The organism is Citrobacter sp. Cpo071 (assembly GCF_030332765.1).
GTDB lineage: Bacteria > Pseudomonadota > Gammaproteobacteria > Enterobacterales > Enterobacteriaceae > Citrobacter > Citrobacter portucalensis.
Genome location: NZ_JAOWHE010000080.1, coordinates 107121 through 125178 on the forward strand (window position 1 = coordinate 107121; position 18058 = coordinate 125178).

The 18058-nt window shown below is 52.6% G+C and carries 14 protein-coding genes; 3 read left to right on the forward strand and 11 right to left on the reverse strand.

From position 1 onward, the window contains the following. Window positions 1-5: 5 nt before the first annotated feature. Window positions 6-914, reverse strand: coding sequence for a sulfate adenylyltransferase subunit CysD (gene cysD, locus OGY09_RS12545; protein WP_003034152.1), 909 nt, complete (start codon window positions 912-914; stop codon window positions 6-8). Between the two features lie 254 nt (window positions 915-1168). Here cysD and OGY09_RS12550 point away from each other — a divergent pair, with 254 nt between their 5' ends. Then, window positions 1169-2212, forward strand: a complete 1044-nt coding sequence (locus OGY09_RS12550) for an aminopeptidase (protein ID WP_032944823.1) — start codon at window positions 1169-1171, stop codon at window positions 2210-2212. Between the two features lie 45 nt (window positions 2213-2257). On the opposite strand, the gene cysH is transcribed toward OGY09_RS12550, so the two are convergent. The 3 genes from cysH to cysJ all read right to left on the reverse strand — a co-directional run bounded on the left by cysH (window position 2258) and on the right by cysJ (window position 6587). Beyond that, window positions 2258-2992, reverse strand: coding sequence for a phosphoadenosine phosphosulfate reductase (gene cysH / locus OGY09_RS12555; protein WP_032944826.1), 735 nt, complete (start codon window positions 2990-2992; stop codon window positions 2258-2260). An 83-nt stretch (window positions 2993-3075) separates the two neighbouring features. Then, window positions 3076-4788 (reverse strand): assimilatory sulfite reductase (NADPH) hemoprotein subunit, encoded by a 1713-nt coding sequence (gene cysI, locus OGY09_RS12560; RefSeq protein ID WP_003034148.1) that lies wholly within the window; start codon window positions 4786-4788, stop codon window positions 3076-3078. Next, window positions 4788-6587 (reverse strand): NADPH-dependent assimilatory sulfite reductase flavoprotein subunit, encoded by a 1800-nt coding sequence (gene cysJ, locus OGY09_RS12565; protein WP_032944827.1) that lies wholly within the window; start codon window positions 6585-6587, stop codon window positions 4788-4790. Before cysJ ends, cysI begins: the two co-directional genes overlap by 1 nt. 430 nt (window positions 6588-7017) lie before the next feature. Here cysJ and queD point away from each other — a divergent pair, with 430 nt between their 5' ends. After that, the gene (gene queD, locus OGY09_RS12570) at window positions 7018-7380 is read left to right on the forward strand and encodes a 6-carboxytetrahydropterin synthase QueD (protein ID WP_003825707.1); all 363 of its coding nucleotides are present in this window, start codon (window positions 7018-7020) and stop codon (window positions 7378-7380) included. A 91-nt stretch (window positions 7381-7471) separates the two neighbouring features. Here the strand turns inward: queD and queE are convergent, their stop codons facing one another. The 3 genes from queE to OGY09_RS12585 form a co-directional block, all read right to left on the reverse strand. Next, complete coding sequence (gene queE / locus OGY09_RS12575; RefSeq protein ID WP_003034139.1) at window positions 7472-8143, reverse strand: 7-carboxy-7-deazaguanine synthase QueE; 672 nt, start codon at window positions 8141-8143, stop codon at window positions 7472-7474. 71 nt (window positions 8144-8214) lie between these two features. Beyond that, window positions 8215-8904 (reverse strand): N-acetylmannosamine-6-phosphate 2-epimerase, encoded by a 690-nt coding sequence (locus tag OGY09_RS12580; protein ID WP_032944829.1) that lies wholly within the window; start codon window positions 8902-8904, stop codon window positions 8215-8217. After that, entirely contained in the window at window positions 8904-10460 is a 1557-nt protein-coding gene (locus OGY09_RS12585) for a maltose/glucose-specific PTS transporter subunit IIC (RefSeq protein ID WP_032945490.1), read from the reverse strand. The genes OGY09_RS12580 and OGY09_RS12585 overlap by 1 nt, the downstream gene beginning before the upstream one ends. A 165-nt stretch (window positions 10461-10625) precedes the next feature. On the opposite strand from OGY09_RS12585, the gene OGY09_RS12590 reads away from it, so the two are divergent. Continuing rightward, on the forward strand, window positions 10626-11450 hold the full coding sequence (locus tag OGY09_RS12590; RefSeq protein ID WP_032944830.1) for a MurR/RpiR family transcriptional regulator: 825 nt from the start codon (window positions 10626-10628) through the stop codon (window positions 11448-11450). 55 nt (window positions 11451-11505) lie between these two features. Here OGY09_RS12590 and eno read toward each other — a convergent pair whose 3' ends face one another. The 4 genes from eno to relA all read right to left on the reverse strand — a co-directional run bounded on the left by eno (window position 11506) and on the right by relA (window position 18036). After that, the gene (gene eno, locus OGY09_RS12595) at window positions 11506-12804 is read right to left on the reverse strand and encodes a phosphopyruvate hydratase (protein WP_003034129.1); all 1299 of its coding nucleotides are present in this window, start codon (window positions 12802-12804) and stop codon (window positions 11506-11508) included. A gap of 87 nt (window positions 12805-12891) precedes the next feature. Next, window positions 12892-14529, reverse strand: a complete 1638-nt coding sequence (gene pyrG / locus OGY09_RS12600) for a glutamine hydrolyzing CTP synthase (RefSeq protein WP_008785683.1) — start codon at window positions 14527-14529, stop codon at window positions 12892-12894. Window positions 14530-14879: 350 nt separating this feature from the next. After that, window positions 14880-15671 carry a nucleoside triphosphate pyrophosphohydrolase gene (mazG, locus tag OGY09_RS12605; RefSeq protein WP_003825693.1) on the reverse strand — a complete coding sequence of 264 codons (792 nt, stop codon included), beginning with the start codon at window positions 15669-15671 and terminating at the stop codon, window positions 14880-14882. Between the two features lie 130 nt (window positions 15672-15801). Next, entirely contained in the window at window positions 15802-18036 is a 2235-nt protein-coding gene (gene relA / locus OGY09_RS12610) for a GTP diphosphokinase (RefSeq protein ID WP_003825690.1), read from the reverse strand. Window positions 18037-18058 lie beyond the last annotated feature (22 nt).

Sequence of the window (18058 nt, forward strand, 5' to 3'; positions counted from 1 at the left end):
GCTCCTTAGAAATACCCCTGACGTTTCTTCAGCTCCATGGAGCCCGCCTGGTCGCGGTCAATCACGCGGCCCTGACGTTCACTGGTGGTTGAAACCAGCATCTCTTCGATGATTTCCGGCAGCGTCTGCGCATTCGACTCCACCGCGCCTGTCAGCGGCCAGCAACCGAGCGTACGGAAACGCACCATGCGTTTTTTAATCACTTCACCGGGTTGCAGATCGATTCTGTCGTCATCAATCATCATCAGCATGCCGTCGCGTTCCAGCACCGGACGCTCCGCCGCCAGATACAGCGGCACGATATCGATATTTTCCAGCCAGATGTACTGCCAGATATCCTGTTCAGTCCAGTTAGAGAGCGGGAAGACGCGAATACTTTCGCCTTTGTTAATCTGCCCGTTGTAGTTGTGCCACAGCTCCGGGCGCTGATTTTTAGGATCCCAGCGATGAAAACGATCGCGGAAAGAGTAAATACGCTCTTTGGCACGCGATTTCTCTTCGTCACGACGAGCACCGCCAAACGCGGCATCGAAACCGTATTTATTCAGTGCCTGCTTCAGCCCTTCAGTTTTCATAATGTCGGTATGCTTGGCGCTACCGTGGACAAACGGGTTGATACCCATCGCCACCCCTTCCGGGTTTTTATGCACCAGCAGTTCGCAGCCGTAGGCTTTCGCCGTGCGGTCACGAAACTCGTACATTTCGCTGAATTTCCAGCCGGTATCAACGTGCAGCAATGGGAACGGCAGCGTGCCCGGATAAAACGCTTTACGCGCCAGATGCAGCATTACGCTGGAATCTTTGCCGATGGAATACATCATCACCGGATTAGAAAACTCGGCGGCCACCTCACGAATGATATGGATGCTTTCCGCTTCCAGTTGCCGCAGGTGGGTAAGTCGTTTTTGATCCATAACCGTTCCTATGTAATGCCGTTATTTTGCTAACGATGCTCAGATAACCTGACTATAGGGAGGGCAAGAGGGCGAATGAAATTACGAATTGGAATGAGTAGTTCCTCAAAGGAATAACGATCCGGAAAAGCAAATATCAAAAAGTGCTTAAGCTACCGGAATTCGGGCATTTAGGAGCAAATGAAATTGTTTTACCTCGATCACGGTTTCATACTAGCGGCTGAAAATTTCTGCTTGGTATTTAAGGACTCATCATGTTTCTCGCATTGCGCCACCTTCTTGCAGCCATGGCGCTCGGCGCGTGCTTCATCCTTCCCGCACAGGCAACATCTTCGAAGCCCGGAGATATCGCAAATACCCAGGCTCGATATATCGCAACGTTTTTCCCAGGCCGCGTGACGGGATCTCCGGCAGAAATGTTGTCTGCTGATTATATACGTCAACAATTTCAGCAGATGGGTTATAGCAGCGATATTCGGACGTTTAATAGCCGTTATGTTTATACCGCCAAAGATAACCGTAAAAACTGGCATAACGTAACGGGAAGCACCGTTATTGCTGCACATGAAGGCAAAGCGCCGCAGCAGATTATTATTATGGCGCACCTCGACACCTACGCCGCACAAAGCGACGCCGACTCCGATGCCAATCTGGGTGGATTAACCCTGCAAGGTATCGATGACAACGCCGCAGGTGTTGGCGTAATGCTGGAACTGGCGGAAAAACTCAAAAACGTGCCGACGCAGTACGGTATTCGATTTATCGCCACCAGCGGCGAGGAAGAAGGCAAACTGGGCGCGGAGAACATCCTGAAGCGAATGAGCGCCGCCGAGAAGAAAAACACACTGCTGGTTATCAACCTCGATAACCTGATCGTCGGCGATAAGCTCTATTTCAATAGCGGTAAGAAAACCCCGGAAGCGGTGCGAAAACTGACGCGCGACCGGGCACTGGCTATCGCGCACAGCCGCGGTATCGTTGCCAGCACCAATCCAGGTTTGAACAAAGACTATCCGAAAGGCACTGGATGTTGTAACGATGCAGAGGTCTTCGACAACGCGGGGATTGCCGTTCTTTCAGTTGAAGCGACCAACTGGAACCTGGGCAAGAAAGATGGCTATCAGCAGCGCGCCAAAAGCGCCTCATTCCCGGCAGGCAACAGCTGGCACGATGTGCGACTGGATAACCAGCAGCACATTGATAAAGCGTTACCGGGCCGGATAGAGCACCGTAGCCGCGACGTGGTACGCATTATGCTGCCACTGGTAAAAGAACTGGCAAAAGCGGGTAAATCCTGAAGAAGAGATCCGGTAGGATGTAAATCTTACCGGCCCCCTTTCCTGTTACCCTTCGTGCAGTCCGCACTCGCGCTTCAATCCGAAGAAACGCGTCTCTTCTTCCGCCATACCCGGCTCCCATTTGCGGGTGGTGTGGGTATCGCCTACCGACAGATAGCCCTGATCCCACAACGGATGGTATTTCAAACCGTATTTTTGCAGATACTGGTAAACCGTACGGTTATCCCAGTCGATGATCGGCAGAACTTTAAACACGCCGCGCTGGATAGCCAGCACCGGCAAATGCGCACGACTGCCCGATTGCTCTCGACGCAGACCGGCAAACCAGGTTTGCGCGTTCAGCTCCTGCAGCGCCCGGTTCATCGGCTCGACTTTGTTGATGTCATTGTATTTTTCAATGCCTTCAACGCCCTGCTCCCACAGTTTGCCGTAGCGCGCTTCTTGCCAGGCCGCACTTTCCTTTGCCCGGTAGACTTGCAGATTAAGATTAAGCTTGTCCGTTAACTCATCAATAAACTGATAGGTTTCCGGGAACAGGTAGCCAGTATCGGTGAGGATCACCGGGATATCTGGGCGAACCTGATTTACCAGATGCAGGCTCACTGCCGCCTGGATACCAAAACTTGATGACAGTACATATTCACCAGGCAGGTTTTCCAGCGCCCACGCTACACGATCCTCGGCGCTCAATTTTTCCAGTTGGTCGTTGGTTTGTGCCAACGCCATAACGCGTTCAACTTTCGGCAGTTCGTTCAACGCGTTGAGATCGAGTTTGGACATAAGTTCCTCACTGTTTGCCTTGCCTGATGGCGCTGCGCTTATCAGGCCTACCGATTCAGCAGACCCGATAAGTCAATTTCACATTATTCCCAGAAATCCCGGGCGGGATCGAGCACCGGGCGAATAATGCCCGCACGCACCGTAAAGTCACCGAAGCCTTCACCCGCTTCGCGCTCTTTCGCCCAGCGCCCAATCAGTTCATCCAGCGATGCCAGAATTTCCGGCTCGGTGATGTTCTCTTTAAACATCCGGGGAATGCGAGTTCCGATACGGTTGCCCCCTAAATGGAGGTTGTAACGCCCGGGTGCTTTACCCACCAGACCAACTTCCGCCAGCATCGCACGACCACAACCGTTCGGGCAGCCGGTCACACGCATGACAATGTTTTCATCACTCAGGCTGTGCTTCGCCATCAGCGTGTCAATGTTGTCGATAAACGTTGGCAGGAAGCGCTCGGCTTCCGCCATCGCCAGCGGACAGGTCGGGAACGAGACGCAGGCCATCGAGTTTTCACGCTGCGGAGTGACCGCGTTCATTAAGCCACTCTTCTGCGCAATCTTCTCGATCTTCGCCTTTTCACTCTCAGGAACACCGGCAATGATCAGGTTCTGGTTCGCGGTAATGCGGAACTCACCTTTGTGGATCTTCGCGATCTCAAGCAGACCGGTTTTCAGCGGTCGGCCCGGATAATCGAGGATACGGCCGTTTTCAATAAACAACGTCAGATGCCATTTATTGTCGATCCCTTTCACCCAACCGATACGATCGCCGCGACCGGTAAACTCGTACGGACGGATCGGCTCAAATTTGATCCCCGCCCGGCGCTCAACTTCAGCTTTAAAGGTCTCAACGCCTACGCGTTCCAGCGTGTATTTGGTTTTCGCGTTTTTACGATCGGTACGGTTACCCCAGTCACGCTGCGTGGTCACCACAGCCTCCGCCACGGCCAGCGTATGCTCTAGCGGCAGATAGCCGAATTCGCTTGCCGTACGGGCGTAGGTTTTCTTGTTACCGTGCTCGATGGACAGACCGCCGCCGACCAGCAGGTTGAAGCCCACCAGCTTGCCGTTTTCCGCAATCGCCACAAAGTTCATGTCGTTGGCGTGCAGATCGATGTCGTTCTGCGGTGGGATCACGACCGTGGTTTTAAACTTACGCGGCAGATAGGTTTGACCGAGGATCGGCTCTTCGTCGGTGGTCGCGACTTTTTCCTGATCCAGCCAGATCTCTGCATAGGCGCGGGTACGCGGCAGCAGATGTTCGGAGATCTTTTTCGCCCACTCGTAGGCTTCGGCGTGCAGCTCAGATTCATACGGGTTGGAGGTGCACAGCACGTTACGGTTCATGTCGTTGGCGGTCGCCAGAGCGTCAAGCCCGACTGAATGCAGCATCTGGTGTACCGGCTTAACATTCTTCTTCAGAATGCCGTGAAACTGGAAGGTCTGACGGTTGGTCAGACGAATGCTGCCGTATATGGTGTTGTCATGGGCGAACTTGTCGATCGCCTGCCACTGTTTGGTGGTGATCACCCCACCCGGCAGACGACAGCGCAGCAGCATCGCATGACGCGGCTCCAGCTTTTGCTCGGCACGTTCGGCGCGGATATCGCGGTCGTCCTGCTGGTACATACCGTGAAAACGGATCAGCAGGAAGTTGTCGCCTTTAAACCCGCCGGTCAGGCCGTCGTTTAAATCTTCGGCAATGGTACCGCGCAGATAGTTGCTTTCCAGCTTCATACGCTCAGCGTCGGACAGTTTGCCTTCGACCACCAATGGTCCTGGATGTTTTTCGCTCATTAGTAGACATCTCGCTGATAACGGCGCTCAATGCGCAGCTCACTTAAAAATTCATCCGCCGCTTCGATATCCATACCACCGAATTCGGCAATCACTTCCAACAACGCCTGCTCAACGTCTTTCGCCATGCGATTGGCGTCGCCACAGACATAAATGTGCGCACCGTCGTTAATCCAGCGCCACAGTTCCGCGCCCTGTTGGCGAAGTTTATCTTGTACGTAGACTTTTTCTTTTTGATCGCGGGACCAGGCGAGATCGATACGGCTCAGTACGCCCTCTTTGACGTAACGCTGCCATTCCACCTGATACAGGAAATCTTCGGTAAAGTGTGGGTTACCAAAAAACAGCCAGTTTTTGCCTTCGGCTCCGTCAGCCGCACGTTGCTGCATGAATGCACGGAACGGCGCAATCCCCGTACCCGGTCCAATCATAATTACCGGCGTCTGCGGGTTCGCCGGCAGACGGAAGTTGTCGTTGTGTTCAATGAACACGCGAACTTCACCTTCTTCTTCCACGCGGTCGGCGAGGAAACTGGAAGCACCACCAGCACGGGCGCGACCTTCTATCTCATAACGCACCACGCCCACGGTGACGTGCACTTCGCTTTCCACTTCCGCCTGGGAAGAAGCAATGGAGTACAAACGCGGCGTCAGCGGACGCAGAAGATCAACTAACGCCTGAGCATCCAGTTGTGCCGGAGAGAAGCGCACCATATCGACGATGGGCGTGGTTGCGGCGTAATGCTGCAACTGTGCTTTGTCACCCACTAACGGCAGCAAAGTTTCGCTGCGGGTTAAGGTGGCATAGTTCTCTACGATATTGCCGGTGTTAACCGTCAGCTCGAAATGCCACTGCAACGCTTCAGCGAGCGACAGGGTTTTTCCTTCAACCGTGACCGGCTCATCACCTTTCAGCCACAGCAGTTCAACCAGTTCTTTAACCAGAGCCGGGTCATTCTGATACCAGACGCCCAGCGCATCGCCCGGCTGATAACGCAGGCCGGAATCGCCTAAATCAATTTCAATATGGCGCACGTCTTTTTCAGAGTCGCGGCCGGTAATTTTCTGATTCACCGCAAGCGACGCCGTCAGCGGCGCTTCTTTGGTGTATGGGCTGGTGTGTACTTCATTTACTGCACCGCTCGCGGCAACTTGCACAGATGGTGCCGCAGGCGCACGCGCTTTCAGAACATCAACGAGGCGAGCACGCCACTGCGTGGCGGCGGCCTGGTATTCGACGTCGGCATCTACACGATCGAGCAGACGTTCACCGCCCAGCTCAGCCAGTTTCGCATCGAAGTCTTTTCCTGCCTGGCAGAAAAACTCATAAGAGGTGTCGCCAAGACCAAACACGGCAAAAGCGGTGTTATCAAGCTTCGGCGCTTTTTTCGAGAACAGGAATTTATGCAACGCCACGGCTTCTTCCGCCGGTTCACCTTCCCCTTGCGTCGACGCCACCACGATCAGCAGTTTTTCATTGGCGATTTGTTTGAATTTATAGTCGCCAGCGTTGATGAGAGTAACGTTGAGCTTCGCGGCGATCAGATCATCGCGCAGGGCTTCCGCCACACGTCGCGCATTACCGGTTTGCGAGGCGGAGATAAGCGTAATGCCGGGCATTTCAGCGACAGGCGCAGGCGCCACCGCGTTGCTGCCAGGCTGCTGATTCAGCACGCCCCAAAAATAGCCAGAAACCCACGCAAGCTGTGCGGGAGTGAAATCGGTCGTGGCCGCCTGAAGGCGTGCCAGTTGCTCCGGGTTTAGCGGTAGCAAAGCGGAAGGTGGGGCCTGTGTCGTCATGCGTTGTCATGTTCCAGTAAGCAAAGCGGATTTCAGCAATAAAACCCAAACTGAAGATAAGGTTAACGGCGGGGATAGTAACAATTAAAGAAGGGATGGAAATAACAAATAACCAAATGGACTAACCTGTTTTAGTTATAGTTATTAACTGCAAAACAGATTATATAACTATTTGATATATAAATAATTAACCAATATTGGTTGTATGAATATGTAGCTTTGGTACTGAGCATCCTTTTATACACTAAATAATTTAAGATGCATCGAGGCGGCAACTGAGCAAGTCCCCAGGAGCTTACATGAGTAAGTGACTGGGGCGAGCAAAGGCAGCCAACAAAGAAGCAGCTTAAAGAATGACGTGTATAAATAATGATAAAATTTGCTCTTTACGGTACCCTACCGCGGTTTTTCGCATTCTTGAGAGTAAAAAATGTCCACCACCTTGTTTAAAGATTTCACCTTCGAAGCCGCTCACCACCTGCCGCATGTACCGGAAGGGCATAAGTGTGGCCGCCTGCATGGTCACTCATTTATGGTGCGTCTTGAAATTACCGGTGAAGTCGATCCGCATACCGGTTGGATCATGGATTTTGCTGAGTTAAAAGCCGCGTTTAAGCCGACTTACGACAGACTCGATCACTACTATTTAAACGATATTCCTGGCTTAGAAAATCCAACCAGCGAAGTGCTGGCCAAATGGATTTGGGATCAGGTTAAACCTGTGGTCCCTCTGCTGAGTGCCGTAATGGTGAAAGAGACCTGCACAGCGGGCTGCGTATACCGCGGCGAGTGATTATAGGCTTGCCGGATGGCAATGCGTCTTATCCGGCCTGCAACGAGCAACAACCTCTGGCCGGGTAAGCGAAACGCCCCCGGCACAGTTATCAGGCAATATTCAGATATTTATGGGTTTGCATCGACAGACGCCAGTTTCGCGCAATACAGGTATCAATGCACAAACGCGTCGCATCCTCTTTCTGGCTGATTGGCTGTAAGGCGATGATTCGCGGTTTGTCGTCACTCAACGTCGCCAGCAGTTCATCCAGCGCTTCAATATCGCGAACGCGACCAACCGGATGCTTGATTTCATTCGCGCGCTCCAGCGCCTGCGACAGCACATCATAACCACCGCGCATATTCACCTTCGGCGATACGGTCACCCAGGTATTCGGCGTACAGCGTACTTCGTGCGTGCCGCTGGTCTCAATCTGGCAGCTAAAGCCGTTCTTTTCCAGCAGGTCAGTCAGCGGCATCAGGTCATGAATGCAGGGCTCGCCACCGGTGATCACCACGTGACGGGCGGTATAGCCCTGACGCGAAATGACCGCCAGCAGATCTTCGCTGCTCGCAGCACCCCATTTATCGCTTTCTTTGGTCTTGGCCAGGATGCTGTACAGGGAGACTTCCCGATCCTCAAGCTTATCCCAGGTGTGTTTGGTATCGCACCAGGCACAGCCAACCGGGCATCCCTGTAAACGAATAAAAATGGCGGGGACGCCGGTAAAGTAACCCTCACCTTGCAGGGTCTGGAACATCTCGTTAATCGGGTACTGCATAGCGCTCTCAATATGGGGATAAACGATAATTATCGCAGATCCCCGCCAAAGTATCATGCCCCATCGATGCTTTACGAGGCGATCGCTGCGACAAAGCGTGCCGTTATCTGCTGCGGACGCGTGATAGCCCCACCAACCACCACGGTATGGGCACCTAATGCCAGGCATCGTGCAGCACGTTCAGGAGTATCAACGTTCCCTTCCGCCACAACCGGTACGCTAACCGCAGCCAACACATCACGTAAAAAACCGCAGTCGTTTTCCGCCAGCACATGCCCGGCAGTGTCAGCGGTATAGCCGTAGAGCGTAGTGCCCACACAGTCAAAACCCAGGCGCTCAGCGGTCACCGCTTCGTCTACGGTGGCAATATCCGCCATCAGCAGTACGGACGGATAGCGAGCACGGATCTGCGTAACCAGTTCTTCCAGCGTTTGCCCACCGGGGCGCGGGCGCGCTGTCGCATCCAGAGCAATAATTTCCGGCTCAACGGTCATCAGTTCATCGACTTCCTGCAAAGTGGCCGTGATAAACACATCGCTTCCCGGATAATCACGCTTGATAATCCCAATCACCGGCAGGGAGACGCTCTCTTTGATCGCGCGAATGTCCACCACGCTGTTCGCACGAATACCTACCGCACCGCCCTGCGCTGCCGCCAGCGCCATACGTGACATAATAAACGGGCTGTGCAGAGGTTCATTTTCCAGCGCCTGACAGGAAACAATTAATTTACCTTTCAGGGAATCCAGTACAGTTTTCATTACGATAATATCTCTTCGACTTCGTTTTTAATGATGGTGACATGCGGGCCATAAATCACCTGAACCCCGTTGGCGCGAATAATTACGCCACGGGCCCCGGTCGCTTTCAGCGCCGCTTCATCGACCTTGCTGCTCTCTTTCACCGTCACGCGCAGGCGTGTGGCACAACAATCCACCTCTTCCAGATTCTCTTTGCCTCCCAGCCCGGCGATCACTGCCGCTGCTCGCTCACTCTGCGGCAGGCCGGATTCAGTCGGCGCTGCGTTTTCACGACCTGGTGTCAACCAGTTAAAGCGGTTAATCAAATAGCGGAAGGTGAAGTAGTAAAGGAAGAACCACGGGATCCCCACCATGGGAACGTACATCCAGTTGGTTTTAGCTTCCCCCTGTAGCACGCCGAAAAGGAGGAAATCGATAAGCCCACCCGAAAAGGTTTGCCCGATGGTGATATGTAAAATATGCGCCATCATAAACGCCAGACCATCGAAGAAGGCGTGAATGACGTATAACACGGGTGCGACAAACAGGAAGGAGAACTCGATAGGCTCAGTGATACCTGTCAGGAAAGAGGTCAGGGCTGCTGATAACAGCAGACCAGCGACAAGTTTTCTGTTCTCAGGCTTGGCGGTGTGGTACATCGCCAGACATGCGCCAAGCAGGCCAAACATCATGGTGATGAAGCGCCCGGACATAAAGCGCGAGGTGCCCGCATAGAACTGCTGCGTATTCGGATCGGCAAGTTGCGCGAAGAAAATACGCTGCGTACCTTCAACTAACTGGCCGTTGACGATTTCACTACCGCCAAGCGCTGTCGTCCAGAACGGCAAATAAAAGATATGGTGTAAACCCAGTGGGCCAAGCATACGCAGGATGAAGCCGTACAACAGCGTCCCCAGATAGCCTGTCGCATCCACCAGACCACCCAGTCCAAAAATGAGTTTCTGGAAATGCGGCCAAACCACCGTCATGACCGCACCCACGACAATCGCGGCAAGGGAGCTAATAATCGGTACAAAGCGCGAACCGCTGAAGAAACCAAGGAACTGAGGTAATGAGACTTTATTGAAACGGCTATGCAGCGCGCAGGTGACAAGCCCAATCACTACCCCACCGAACACACCCGTTTCCAGCGTCTGAATACCCAGCGTCATCCCCTGGCCTACGGCACCGGGATTCTCGTGTGCCAGCGTTCCGTTGAGCGTCAATAAAGCGTTGATGGTGGCGTTCATCACCAGAAATGCCAGCAATGCCGCAAGCCCAGCGGTGCCTTTATCCGTTTTCGCCAGTCCTACTGCGACACCTACTGCAAAGAGCACCGACAGGTTGGCAAACACAATAGAACCTGCGCTGGTCATGATCGTGAAGATTGCCTGTAACCAGTCAACGTCCAAAAACGGATAAGCAGTCAATGTGTTTGGATTCGACAGCGCGCCGCCAATCCCTAACAACAGCCCCGCAGCGGGCAGTACCGCAATCGGCAGCATGAACGATTTGCCGAACCGCTGCGCCTTTTCGAACCATGCGCCCGATGAAGCGCCGCTAAACATTTGCATCATTTTTTCATCTCCCCGATTAATGATGAAAATTTTTACCACATTTAATATATAAAATGAAAATTATCATCAAAATCCAGGAAGCCGATCATACTTTTTTAAAATGACTGGCATCTCTCCCCTGCTTTCCGCCACACTATCAGCAGAGAAACGCATTAAGGATTTTGCATGTCAGAAAATGAAAACCTGCTGCTGAGATTGCGCCAGGGCGTTGACGGATATAGCCGAACACAGCAGAAGCTGGGAGAGTTTGTGCTCAGCGATCCGGCAAAAGTTGTCTACCTGACGATTACCGAACTGGCGCGTGAAAGCGACACCAGCGAGGCGAGCGTCACACGTCTGTGCCGCGCACTAGGGTGTAAGGGTTATAACGAATTCAAAATGGCGCTGGCACTCGATCTCCAGCAAGGACAGCCGGTAGAGCACAGCGGAGATGAGATTGACAATGTGGTCAATGAATCCGTACAAGCGCTACAGGACACAGCAAAATTACTCGACAGGACATTACTGGAATCCGCCGCTTTGGCGCTGCATCAGGCCCAGTCGGTACAGATTTATGGCGTAGCGGCCAGCGCTATTCTGGGTGAGTATTTACATTACAAACTCCTGCGCCTCGGCAAACCTGCACAATTGTTCAGTGACATGCATCGTGCAGCCATGAACGCCGCAACGCTTAACAAAGACACGCTGGTGGTAGCGATTTCCAGTTCAGGTTCGACGCGCGATCTACTGCATGTCGTTAAACTGGCGCGTAAGCAAGGCGTGCGCGTACTGGCGTTAAGTAATACGCCGCGCAGCCCGTTGGCTTCGCTGAGTGATATTCAACTGGTCGCAGCCAAACCAGAAGGTCCGTTGAGTGCTGGCGCGCTAAACGCCAAGGTGGGAGTGATGCTGTTGGTAGAACTACTGACTACGTCGCTGATTGCTCTGGATGAAAAGTACAGTGATGTGAGCCAGCAAACCGCCAGCGCGACCCTTCCTCTACTGCTTTAAGAGCATAAAAAAACCCGCCGCAGCGGGTTTTTACGTTAAGAGTTAAAGAACAGGATTACGCCTGACCTTTGATCTCTTTACGACCGTTGTACGGTGCTTGTTCGCCCAGCGCTTCTTCGATACGAATCAGCTGGTTGTACTTAGCTACGCGGTCAGAACGGCTCATAGAACCGGTTTTGATCTGGCCTGCAGCGGTACCAACAGCCAGGTCAGCGATGGTAGCGTCTTCAGTTTCGCCAGAACGGTGAGAGATGACAGCGGTGTAGCCAGCGTCTTTCGCCATTTTGATCGCAGCCAGAGTTTCGGTCAGAGAACCGATCTGGTTGAATTTGATCAGGATGGAGTTAACGATGCCTTTTTCGATGCCTTCTTTCAGGATCTTGGTGTTAGTTACGAACAGATCGTCACCAACCAGCTGGATTTTGTCGCCCAGTACTTTAGTCTGGTATGCGAAACCGTCCCAGTCAGACTCGTCCAGACCATCTTCGATGGACACGATCGGGTACTGTTTGGTCAGTTCTTCCAGGAAGTGAGTAAATTCTTCGGAGGTGAATGCTTTGTTGCCTTCGCCAGCCAGAACGTATTTACCGTCTTTGTAGAATTCAGAAGCTGCACAGTCCATCGCCAGGGTGATGTCTTTGCCCAGCTCGTAGCCAGCTGCTTTAACCGCTTCAGCGATTACAGCCAGAGCTTCAGCGTTGGAACCCAGGTTCGGCGCGTAGCCGCCTTCGTCACCAACTGCGGTGTTCATACCTTTAGCTTTCAGAACTTTAGCCAGGTTGTGGAACACTTCAGAACCCATACGAACGGCTTCTTTCAGAGTCTTAGCGCCAACCGGCTGAATCATGAATTCCTGGATGTCGACGTTGTTGTCAGCGTGCTCACCACCGTTGATGATGTTCATCATCGGAACCGGCATGGAGTATTTACCCGGAGTACCGTTCAGTTCAGCGATGTGTGCATACAGCGGCAGGCCTTTTGCAGCAGCTGCTGCTTTGGCGTTCGCCAGGGACACAGCCAGGATGGCGTTTGCACCGAAGTTGGATTTGTTTTCAGTACCGTCCAGATCGATCATGATCTTGTCGATGCCAGCCTGATCTTTAGCATCTTTACCCAGCAGAGCCTGAGCAATTGGGCCGTTAACAGCTGCAACAGCTTTCAGTACGCCTTTACCCATGAAACGGGATTTGTCGCCATCGCGCAGTTCCAGTGCTTCGCGGGAGCCAGTAGAAGCACCTGACGGAGCTGCTGCCATACCAACGAAACCACCTTCCAGGTGTACTTCGGCTTCAACAGTCGGGTTACCACGGGAGTCGATGATTTCACGACCGATGATTTTAACGATTTTGGACATTAGATTTTCCTCAGTACAAGTTAAACTAAAACTCCAGACAAACAATGCACCCTAATGGGTGCATTGCCGTTCTAACTTATTTACTTCTTACTTCGCCTGACGCTTCTGATGTTCACTGGCGGCTTTCACAAAGCCGGCAAACAGCGGGTGCCCATCACGTGGCGTGGAAGTAAATTCCGGGTGGAACTGACAGGCCACGAACCACGGATGATTCGGTACCTCAATGATCTCGACCAACTGATCATCACCGGAACGGCCTGCAATACGCAGACCCGCAGCTTCAATCTGTTTCAACAGCATATTGTTGACTTCGTAACGGTGGCGATGGCGTTCAACAATTGTCGGCGCGCCGTACAGTTGACGAACCAGGCTATCGTCGCTCAACTGACACTGCTGCGCACCAAGGCGCATTGTGCCGCCCAGATCGCTCTTCTCGGTACGGATTTCGACGTTGCCGTCTTCATCGCGCCATTCGGTAATCAGGGCCACCACCGGGTACTTACAGTCTGGCACAAATTCCGTGGAGTTGGCGTTATCCATACCCACTACGTTACGTGCAAACTCAATCAACGCAACCTGCATACCCAGGCAAATGCCCAGATAAGGAATATTGTTCTCACGCGCAAAGCGCGCCGTCGCGATTTTACCTTCAACACCACGGTAGCCGAAGCCGCCTGGGATCAGGATTGCATCAAGACCTTTCAGGATCTCAACGCCACGCGTTTCGACATCTTGCGAATCGATCAGCTTGATGTTGACGGTGACACGATTCTTCAGACCACCGTGCTTCAGCGCTTCGATAACTGACTTATAGGCATCCGGCAGTTCAATGTACTTGCCGACCATACCGATAGTCACTTCGCCTGCCGGATTCGCTTCTTCGTAGATAACCTGTTCCCATTCTGACAGATTAGCTTCCGGACAGTTCAAGCTGAATCGTTTACAAATATAATCGTCAAGGCCCTGAGATTTCAACAGGCCCGGGATTTTATAGATGGAATCGACATCTTTCAGAGAAATCACCGCTTTTTCCGGAACGTTACAGAACAATGCAATTTTTGCACGTTCATTAGCCGGAACTGCGCGATCGGAGCGGCAAATCAGGATATCTGGCTGAATACCGATAGAAAGCAGCTCTTTTACAGAGTGCTGAGTCGGTTTAGTTTTGACTTCACCAGCCGCCGCCATGTACGGAACCAGCGTCAGATGCATAAACAGCGTGTGCTCACGGCCAATTTCTACGGCCATCTGGCGAATCGCTTCAAGGAACGGCAGAGATTCGATATCCCCAACGGTTCCGCCGATTTCGACCAGAACAACATCATGACCTTCACCGCCTTCCAGAACGCGCTCTTTAATGGCATTCGTGATGTGCGGGATAACCTGAACTGTTGCGCCCAGGTAGTCGCCACGGCGCTCTTTACGCAGAACGTCGGAGTAGATACGACCCGTAGTGAAGTTGTTGCGGCGGCTCATTTTGGTACGAATGAAACGCTCATAGTGACCCAGGTCCAGGTCGGTTTCAGCGCCGTCTTCGGTAACGAACACTTCCCCGTGTTGGATTGGGCTCATAGTACCTGGATCGACGTTGATGTACGGATCCAGTTTCATCATGGTTACATTGAGGCCACGGGCTTCAAGAATGGCTGCCAGGGAGGCTGCGGCAATGCCTTTTCCCAGAGAGGATACGACCCCGCCGGTCACAAAAATATAGTTCGTTGTCATGCTGGACCTGAGAAGTTAGGGTGAAACGATGGAATTACCAAGACGGGAAAGTAGTATACCCGAACATGACGAGCGCCACAAACTTTCATTATCCCCTCTCCTTCGTTCTTCAAGCCGCACCGGTGTTGGCTTCCTTCACTCACCCCAGTCACATAGCATTTCTATGTTCCTGGGGATTCTCTCAGTCGCCGCCTTGTTGCGACTCGAATAACTCGAAGAGGCAGTATACAAGGTGTTTCATCAACATAACGGGAAGAGAAAATAGCCTCTTTTGGGTAAATGTTTTTGACGTAAATCAAGCGCTTGTTATTTAAAAAATCACACAAATCGCCCTTGACCGACGAAATCCCTTAGAGATCAATTTCCTGCCGTTTTACCTGTTGCCAGACTTCTTCCATAGTTTCCAGATCAACACCAGTCATTTCCAGACCGCGCGAAGCCACAATTCGCTCAACTTCACGAAAACGCCGCTCAAACTTCTCGTTCGCTTTCTGCAATGCGGTCTCTGCTTTAGTGCCTAAATGCCGGGCCATATTAACCGTAGCAAACAGCAGATCGCCCATTTCCTCCTCCAGTTTAGCCTGGTCGACAACAGCCTGCTTAGCCTCAAACATGACTTCGTCGATCTCTTCGTAAACCTTGTCGACAACCGGTCCTAATGTTTTCCAGTCGAAACCAACATTTGAGCAGCGTTTCTGGATTTTTTGGGCGCGCATTAATGCCGGTAAACTGCGGGGAATATCGTCGAGTGCGGAATGCTGTGCCTTCTGGGCACGTTCTTCACTTTTGATTTTTTCCCAACGGGTCAAAACCTCAGTACTGTTACTGGCAGAAACATCAGCAAAAACATGTGGATGACGGCGTTCAAGTTTATCGCTTATCGCAGCACAAATATCATCGAAGTTGAAGCGCCCTTCTTCCTGCGCCATCTGGGCGTAAAACACCACCTGGAACAGCAGGTCGCCCAGCTCTCCGCGCAGGTCGTCAAAGTCTTCACGCGCAATCGCGTCCAGCACTTCATAGGTTTCTTCGAGGGTGTAAGGAGCAATAGTGGAGAATGTCTGCTCTTTGTCCCACGGACAGCCGTTTTCCGGGTCGCGCAGGCGCTGCATAATACCGAGCAGTCGGTCGATTTGATTCATTGGAATGTCCTGAAATTTCAATACAGTAGACCGGATAAGGCGATAGCCGACATCCGGCAACATAGCAATGCCTGATGGCAACGCTAACGCGTCCTATCAGGCCTACAAGGTTATCCGGCCTACAAAATAATTAATTACCGTGCAAGCGACGTGCGTCAATCACATCCGGTACCTGGTTCAGCTTGCCGAGCACGCGCCCAAGCACCTGCAGGTTATAAATTTCGATGGTCATATCGATGGTGGCCAGCTGTTGTTTGGTATCACTTCGGCTGGCAACTCCCAGCACGTTCACCTTCTCGTTGGCGAGAATCGTGGTGATATCACGTAACAAGCCGCTGCGATCGTTGGCCTGGACGCGAACCACCAGCGAATACCCTGCCGAGTAGCTTTCACCCCAGACTGCATCAACAATACGTTCCGGCGCATGGGAGCGCAGCTCAGCCAGCTGTTCACAATCCGCCCGGTGCACGGAAATACCGCGTCCCTGGGTAATAAACCCGACAATCTCATCGCCTGGAATCGGCTGGCAGCAGCGGGCGATGTGGTGCATCAGGTTACCTACCCCTTCCACCACCACACGACCGTCGTCTTTACGACGGCTCTGCGGTGCCTGCGTTTTCTGCTGAAGCTGTTTCAGCGCGGCGGCATCCTGTTCGGCAGCGCTTGGCTTATTAAACTGCGCCTGCAGGAAGTTCACCATTTGGTTGAGGCGGATGTCTCCTCCGCCAATCGCCGCCAGCAACTCGTCCAGCTCATTGAAGCTGTAGCGCGGCAGCAGGTGTTTTTCCGCCTCTTTCAGGCTGATACCTAAATGCGCCAGTTCATCGTCGAGGATCTGGCGACCAGCAAGGATGTTTTTGTCGCGGTCCTGTTTACGGAACCAGGCGTGGATCTTCGAACGCCCACGACTGGTGGTTACGTAGCCAAGGTTAGGATTCAGCCAGTCGCGGCTTGGGTTTGGCTGTTTCTGGGTGATAATTTCAATTTGATCGCCCATCTGCAGCTGGTAGGTAAACGGTACGATGCGCCCACCAATTTTCGCGCCAATGCATCGATGCCCCACATCGCTATGAATGTGGTAAGCAAAATCGAGCGGCGTGGAGCCCGCAGGTAAGTCCACAACGTCGCCTTTTGGCGTAAAGACGTACACGCGGTCATCAAAGACCTGGCTACGAACTTCATCCAGCATTTCACCGGAATCTGCCATCTCTTCCTGCCAGGCAATCAGCTTACGCAGCCACGCAATACGATCTTCATGACCAGAACGCGCCGCGCCTGAAGCGGTGCCCTCTTTGTACTTCCAGTGCGCCGCGACGCCCAGTTCGGCATCTTCGTGCATCTGTTTTGTACGGATCTGAATTTCGATGGTTTTCCCGCCCGGCCCCAGTACAACCGTATGGATTGACTGGTAGCCATTGGGTTTCGGATTTGCAACGTAATCATCGAACTCATCCGGCAGATGGCGATAGTGAGTATGTACTATCCCGAGTGCGGCATAGCAGTCCTGTAAACGCTCTGCCACGATACGCACTGCGCGTACATCGAACAGTTCATCGAAGGCCAACTGCTTTTTCTGCATTTTGCGCCAGATGCTGTAGATATGCTTCGGACGTCCATACACTTCGGCTTTGACGCCTTCCGTTTTCATCTCTGAGCGCAAATGACCGACGAACTCATCAATGTAATGTTCCCTGTCGATACGACGTTCATGCAGCAGCTTGGCAATGCGTTTGTATTCAGCCGGGTGCAGATAACGGAAGCAATAATCTTCCAGCTCCCATTTTAATTGCCCGATTCCCAAACGGTTGGCCAGCGGTGCATAGATATTGGTGCACTCTTTTGCCGCCAGAACGCGTTCATCTTCCGGCGCATCTTTCACTTCACGCAGATGGGCAATCCGCTCTGCCAGCTTGATGACCACACAGCGGAAGTCATCCACCATTGCCAGCAGCATGCGACGGACGTTATCGACCTGCTCGGAAGAAACTGAATCGGTATGCGTGGCTTTAAGCTGGCGTATCGCCGCCATATCACGCACACCGTGGATAAGATGAACAATGGATTTGCCCACGCTCTCGCGCAGGATGTCTTCACTGACCACGTTGGCATCAGCCAGAGGGAACAGCATTGCTGCACGCAGCGTGTCGATATCCATGCTCAACATGGAGAGAATTTCTACCATCTCCACGCCACGCCACAGCAGCAGATCCGCATCCGGATGCCCCTGTGTCTGCTGGAGGCAGTACGCCCAGGTTTCGGCTAAGCGTTCACACGACTGCTGGCTGGAGATCCCCAGACTCGCGATCCATTTCTTTGGATCAAACTCACCAGCTTTATTTATATGTGCACTTCTTACCGCAACCATTGTCCTCTCCTTAAGGGGCCAG

Excerpts from the sequence above, each read along its gene's own strand:
- cysD (WP_003034152.1), bottom strand. The coding sequence starts at position 914 with ATGGATCAAAAACGACTTACCCACCTGCGGCAACTGGAAGCGGAAAGC.
- OGY09_RS12550 (WP_032944823.1), top strand. The coding sequence starts at position 1,169 with ATGTTTCTCGCATTGCGCCACCTTCTTGCAGCCATGGCGCTCGGCGCG.
- cysH (WP_032944826.1), bottom strand. The coding sequence starts at position 2,992 with ATGTCCAAACTCGATCTCAACGCGTTGAACGAACTGCCGAAAGTTGAA.
- cysI (WP_003034148.1), bottom strand. The coding sequence starts at position 4,788 with ATGAGCGAAAAACATCCAGGACCATTGGTGGTCGAAGGCAAACTGTCC.
- cysJ (WP_032944827.1), bottom strand. The coding sequence starts at position 6,587 with ATGACGACACAGGCCCCACCTTCCGCTTTGCTACCGCTAAACCCGGAG.
- queD (WP_003825707.1), top strand. The coding sequence starts at position 7,018 with ATGTCCACCACCTTGTTTAAAGATTTCACCTTCGAAGCCGCTCACCAC.
- queE (WP_003034139.1), bottom strand. The coding sequence starts at position 8,143 with ATGCAGTACCCGATTAACGAGATGTTCCAGACCCTGCAAGGTGAGGGT.
- OGY09_RS12580 (WP_032944829.1), bottom strand. The coding sequence starts at position 8,904 with ATGAAAACTGTACTGGATTCCCTGAAAGGTAAATTAATTGTTTCCTGT.
- OGY09_RS12585 (WP_032945490.1), bottom strand. The coding sequence starts at position 10,460 with ATGATGCAAATGTTTAGCGGCGCTTCATCGGGCGCATGGTTCGAAAAG.
- OGY09_RS12590 (WP_032944830.1), top strand. The coding sequence starts at position 10,626 with ATGTCAGAAAATGAAAACCTGCTGCTGAGATTGCGCCAGGGCGTTGAC.
- eno (WP_003034129.1), bottom strand. The coding sequence starts at position 12,804 with ATGTCCAAAATCGTTAAAATCATCGGTCGTGAAATCATCGACTCCCGT.
- pyrG (WP_008785683.1), bottom strand. The coding sequence starts at position 14,529 with ATGACAACGAACTATATTTTTGTGACCGGCGGGGTCGTATCCTCTCTG.
- mazG (WP_003825693.1), bottom strand. The coding sequence starts at position 15,671 with ATGAATCAAATCGACCGACTGCTCGGTATTATGCAGCGCCTGCGCGAC.
- relA (WP_003825690.1), bottom strand. The coding sequence starts at position 18,036 with ATGGTTGCGGTAAGAAGTGCACATATAAATAAAGCTGGTGAGTTTGAT.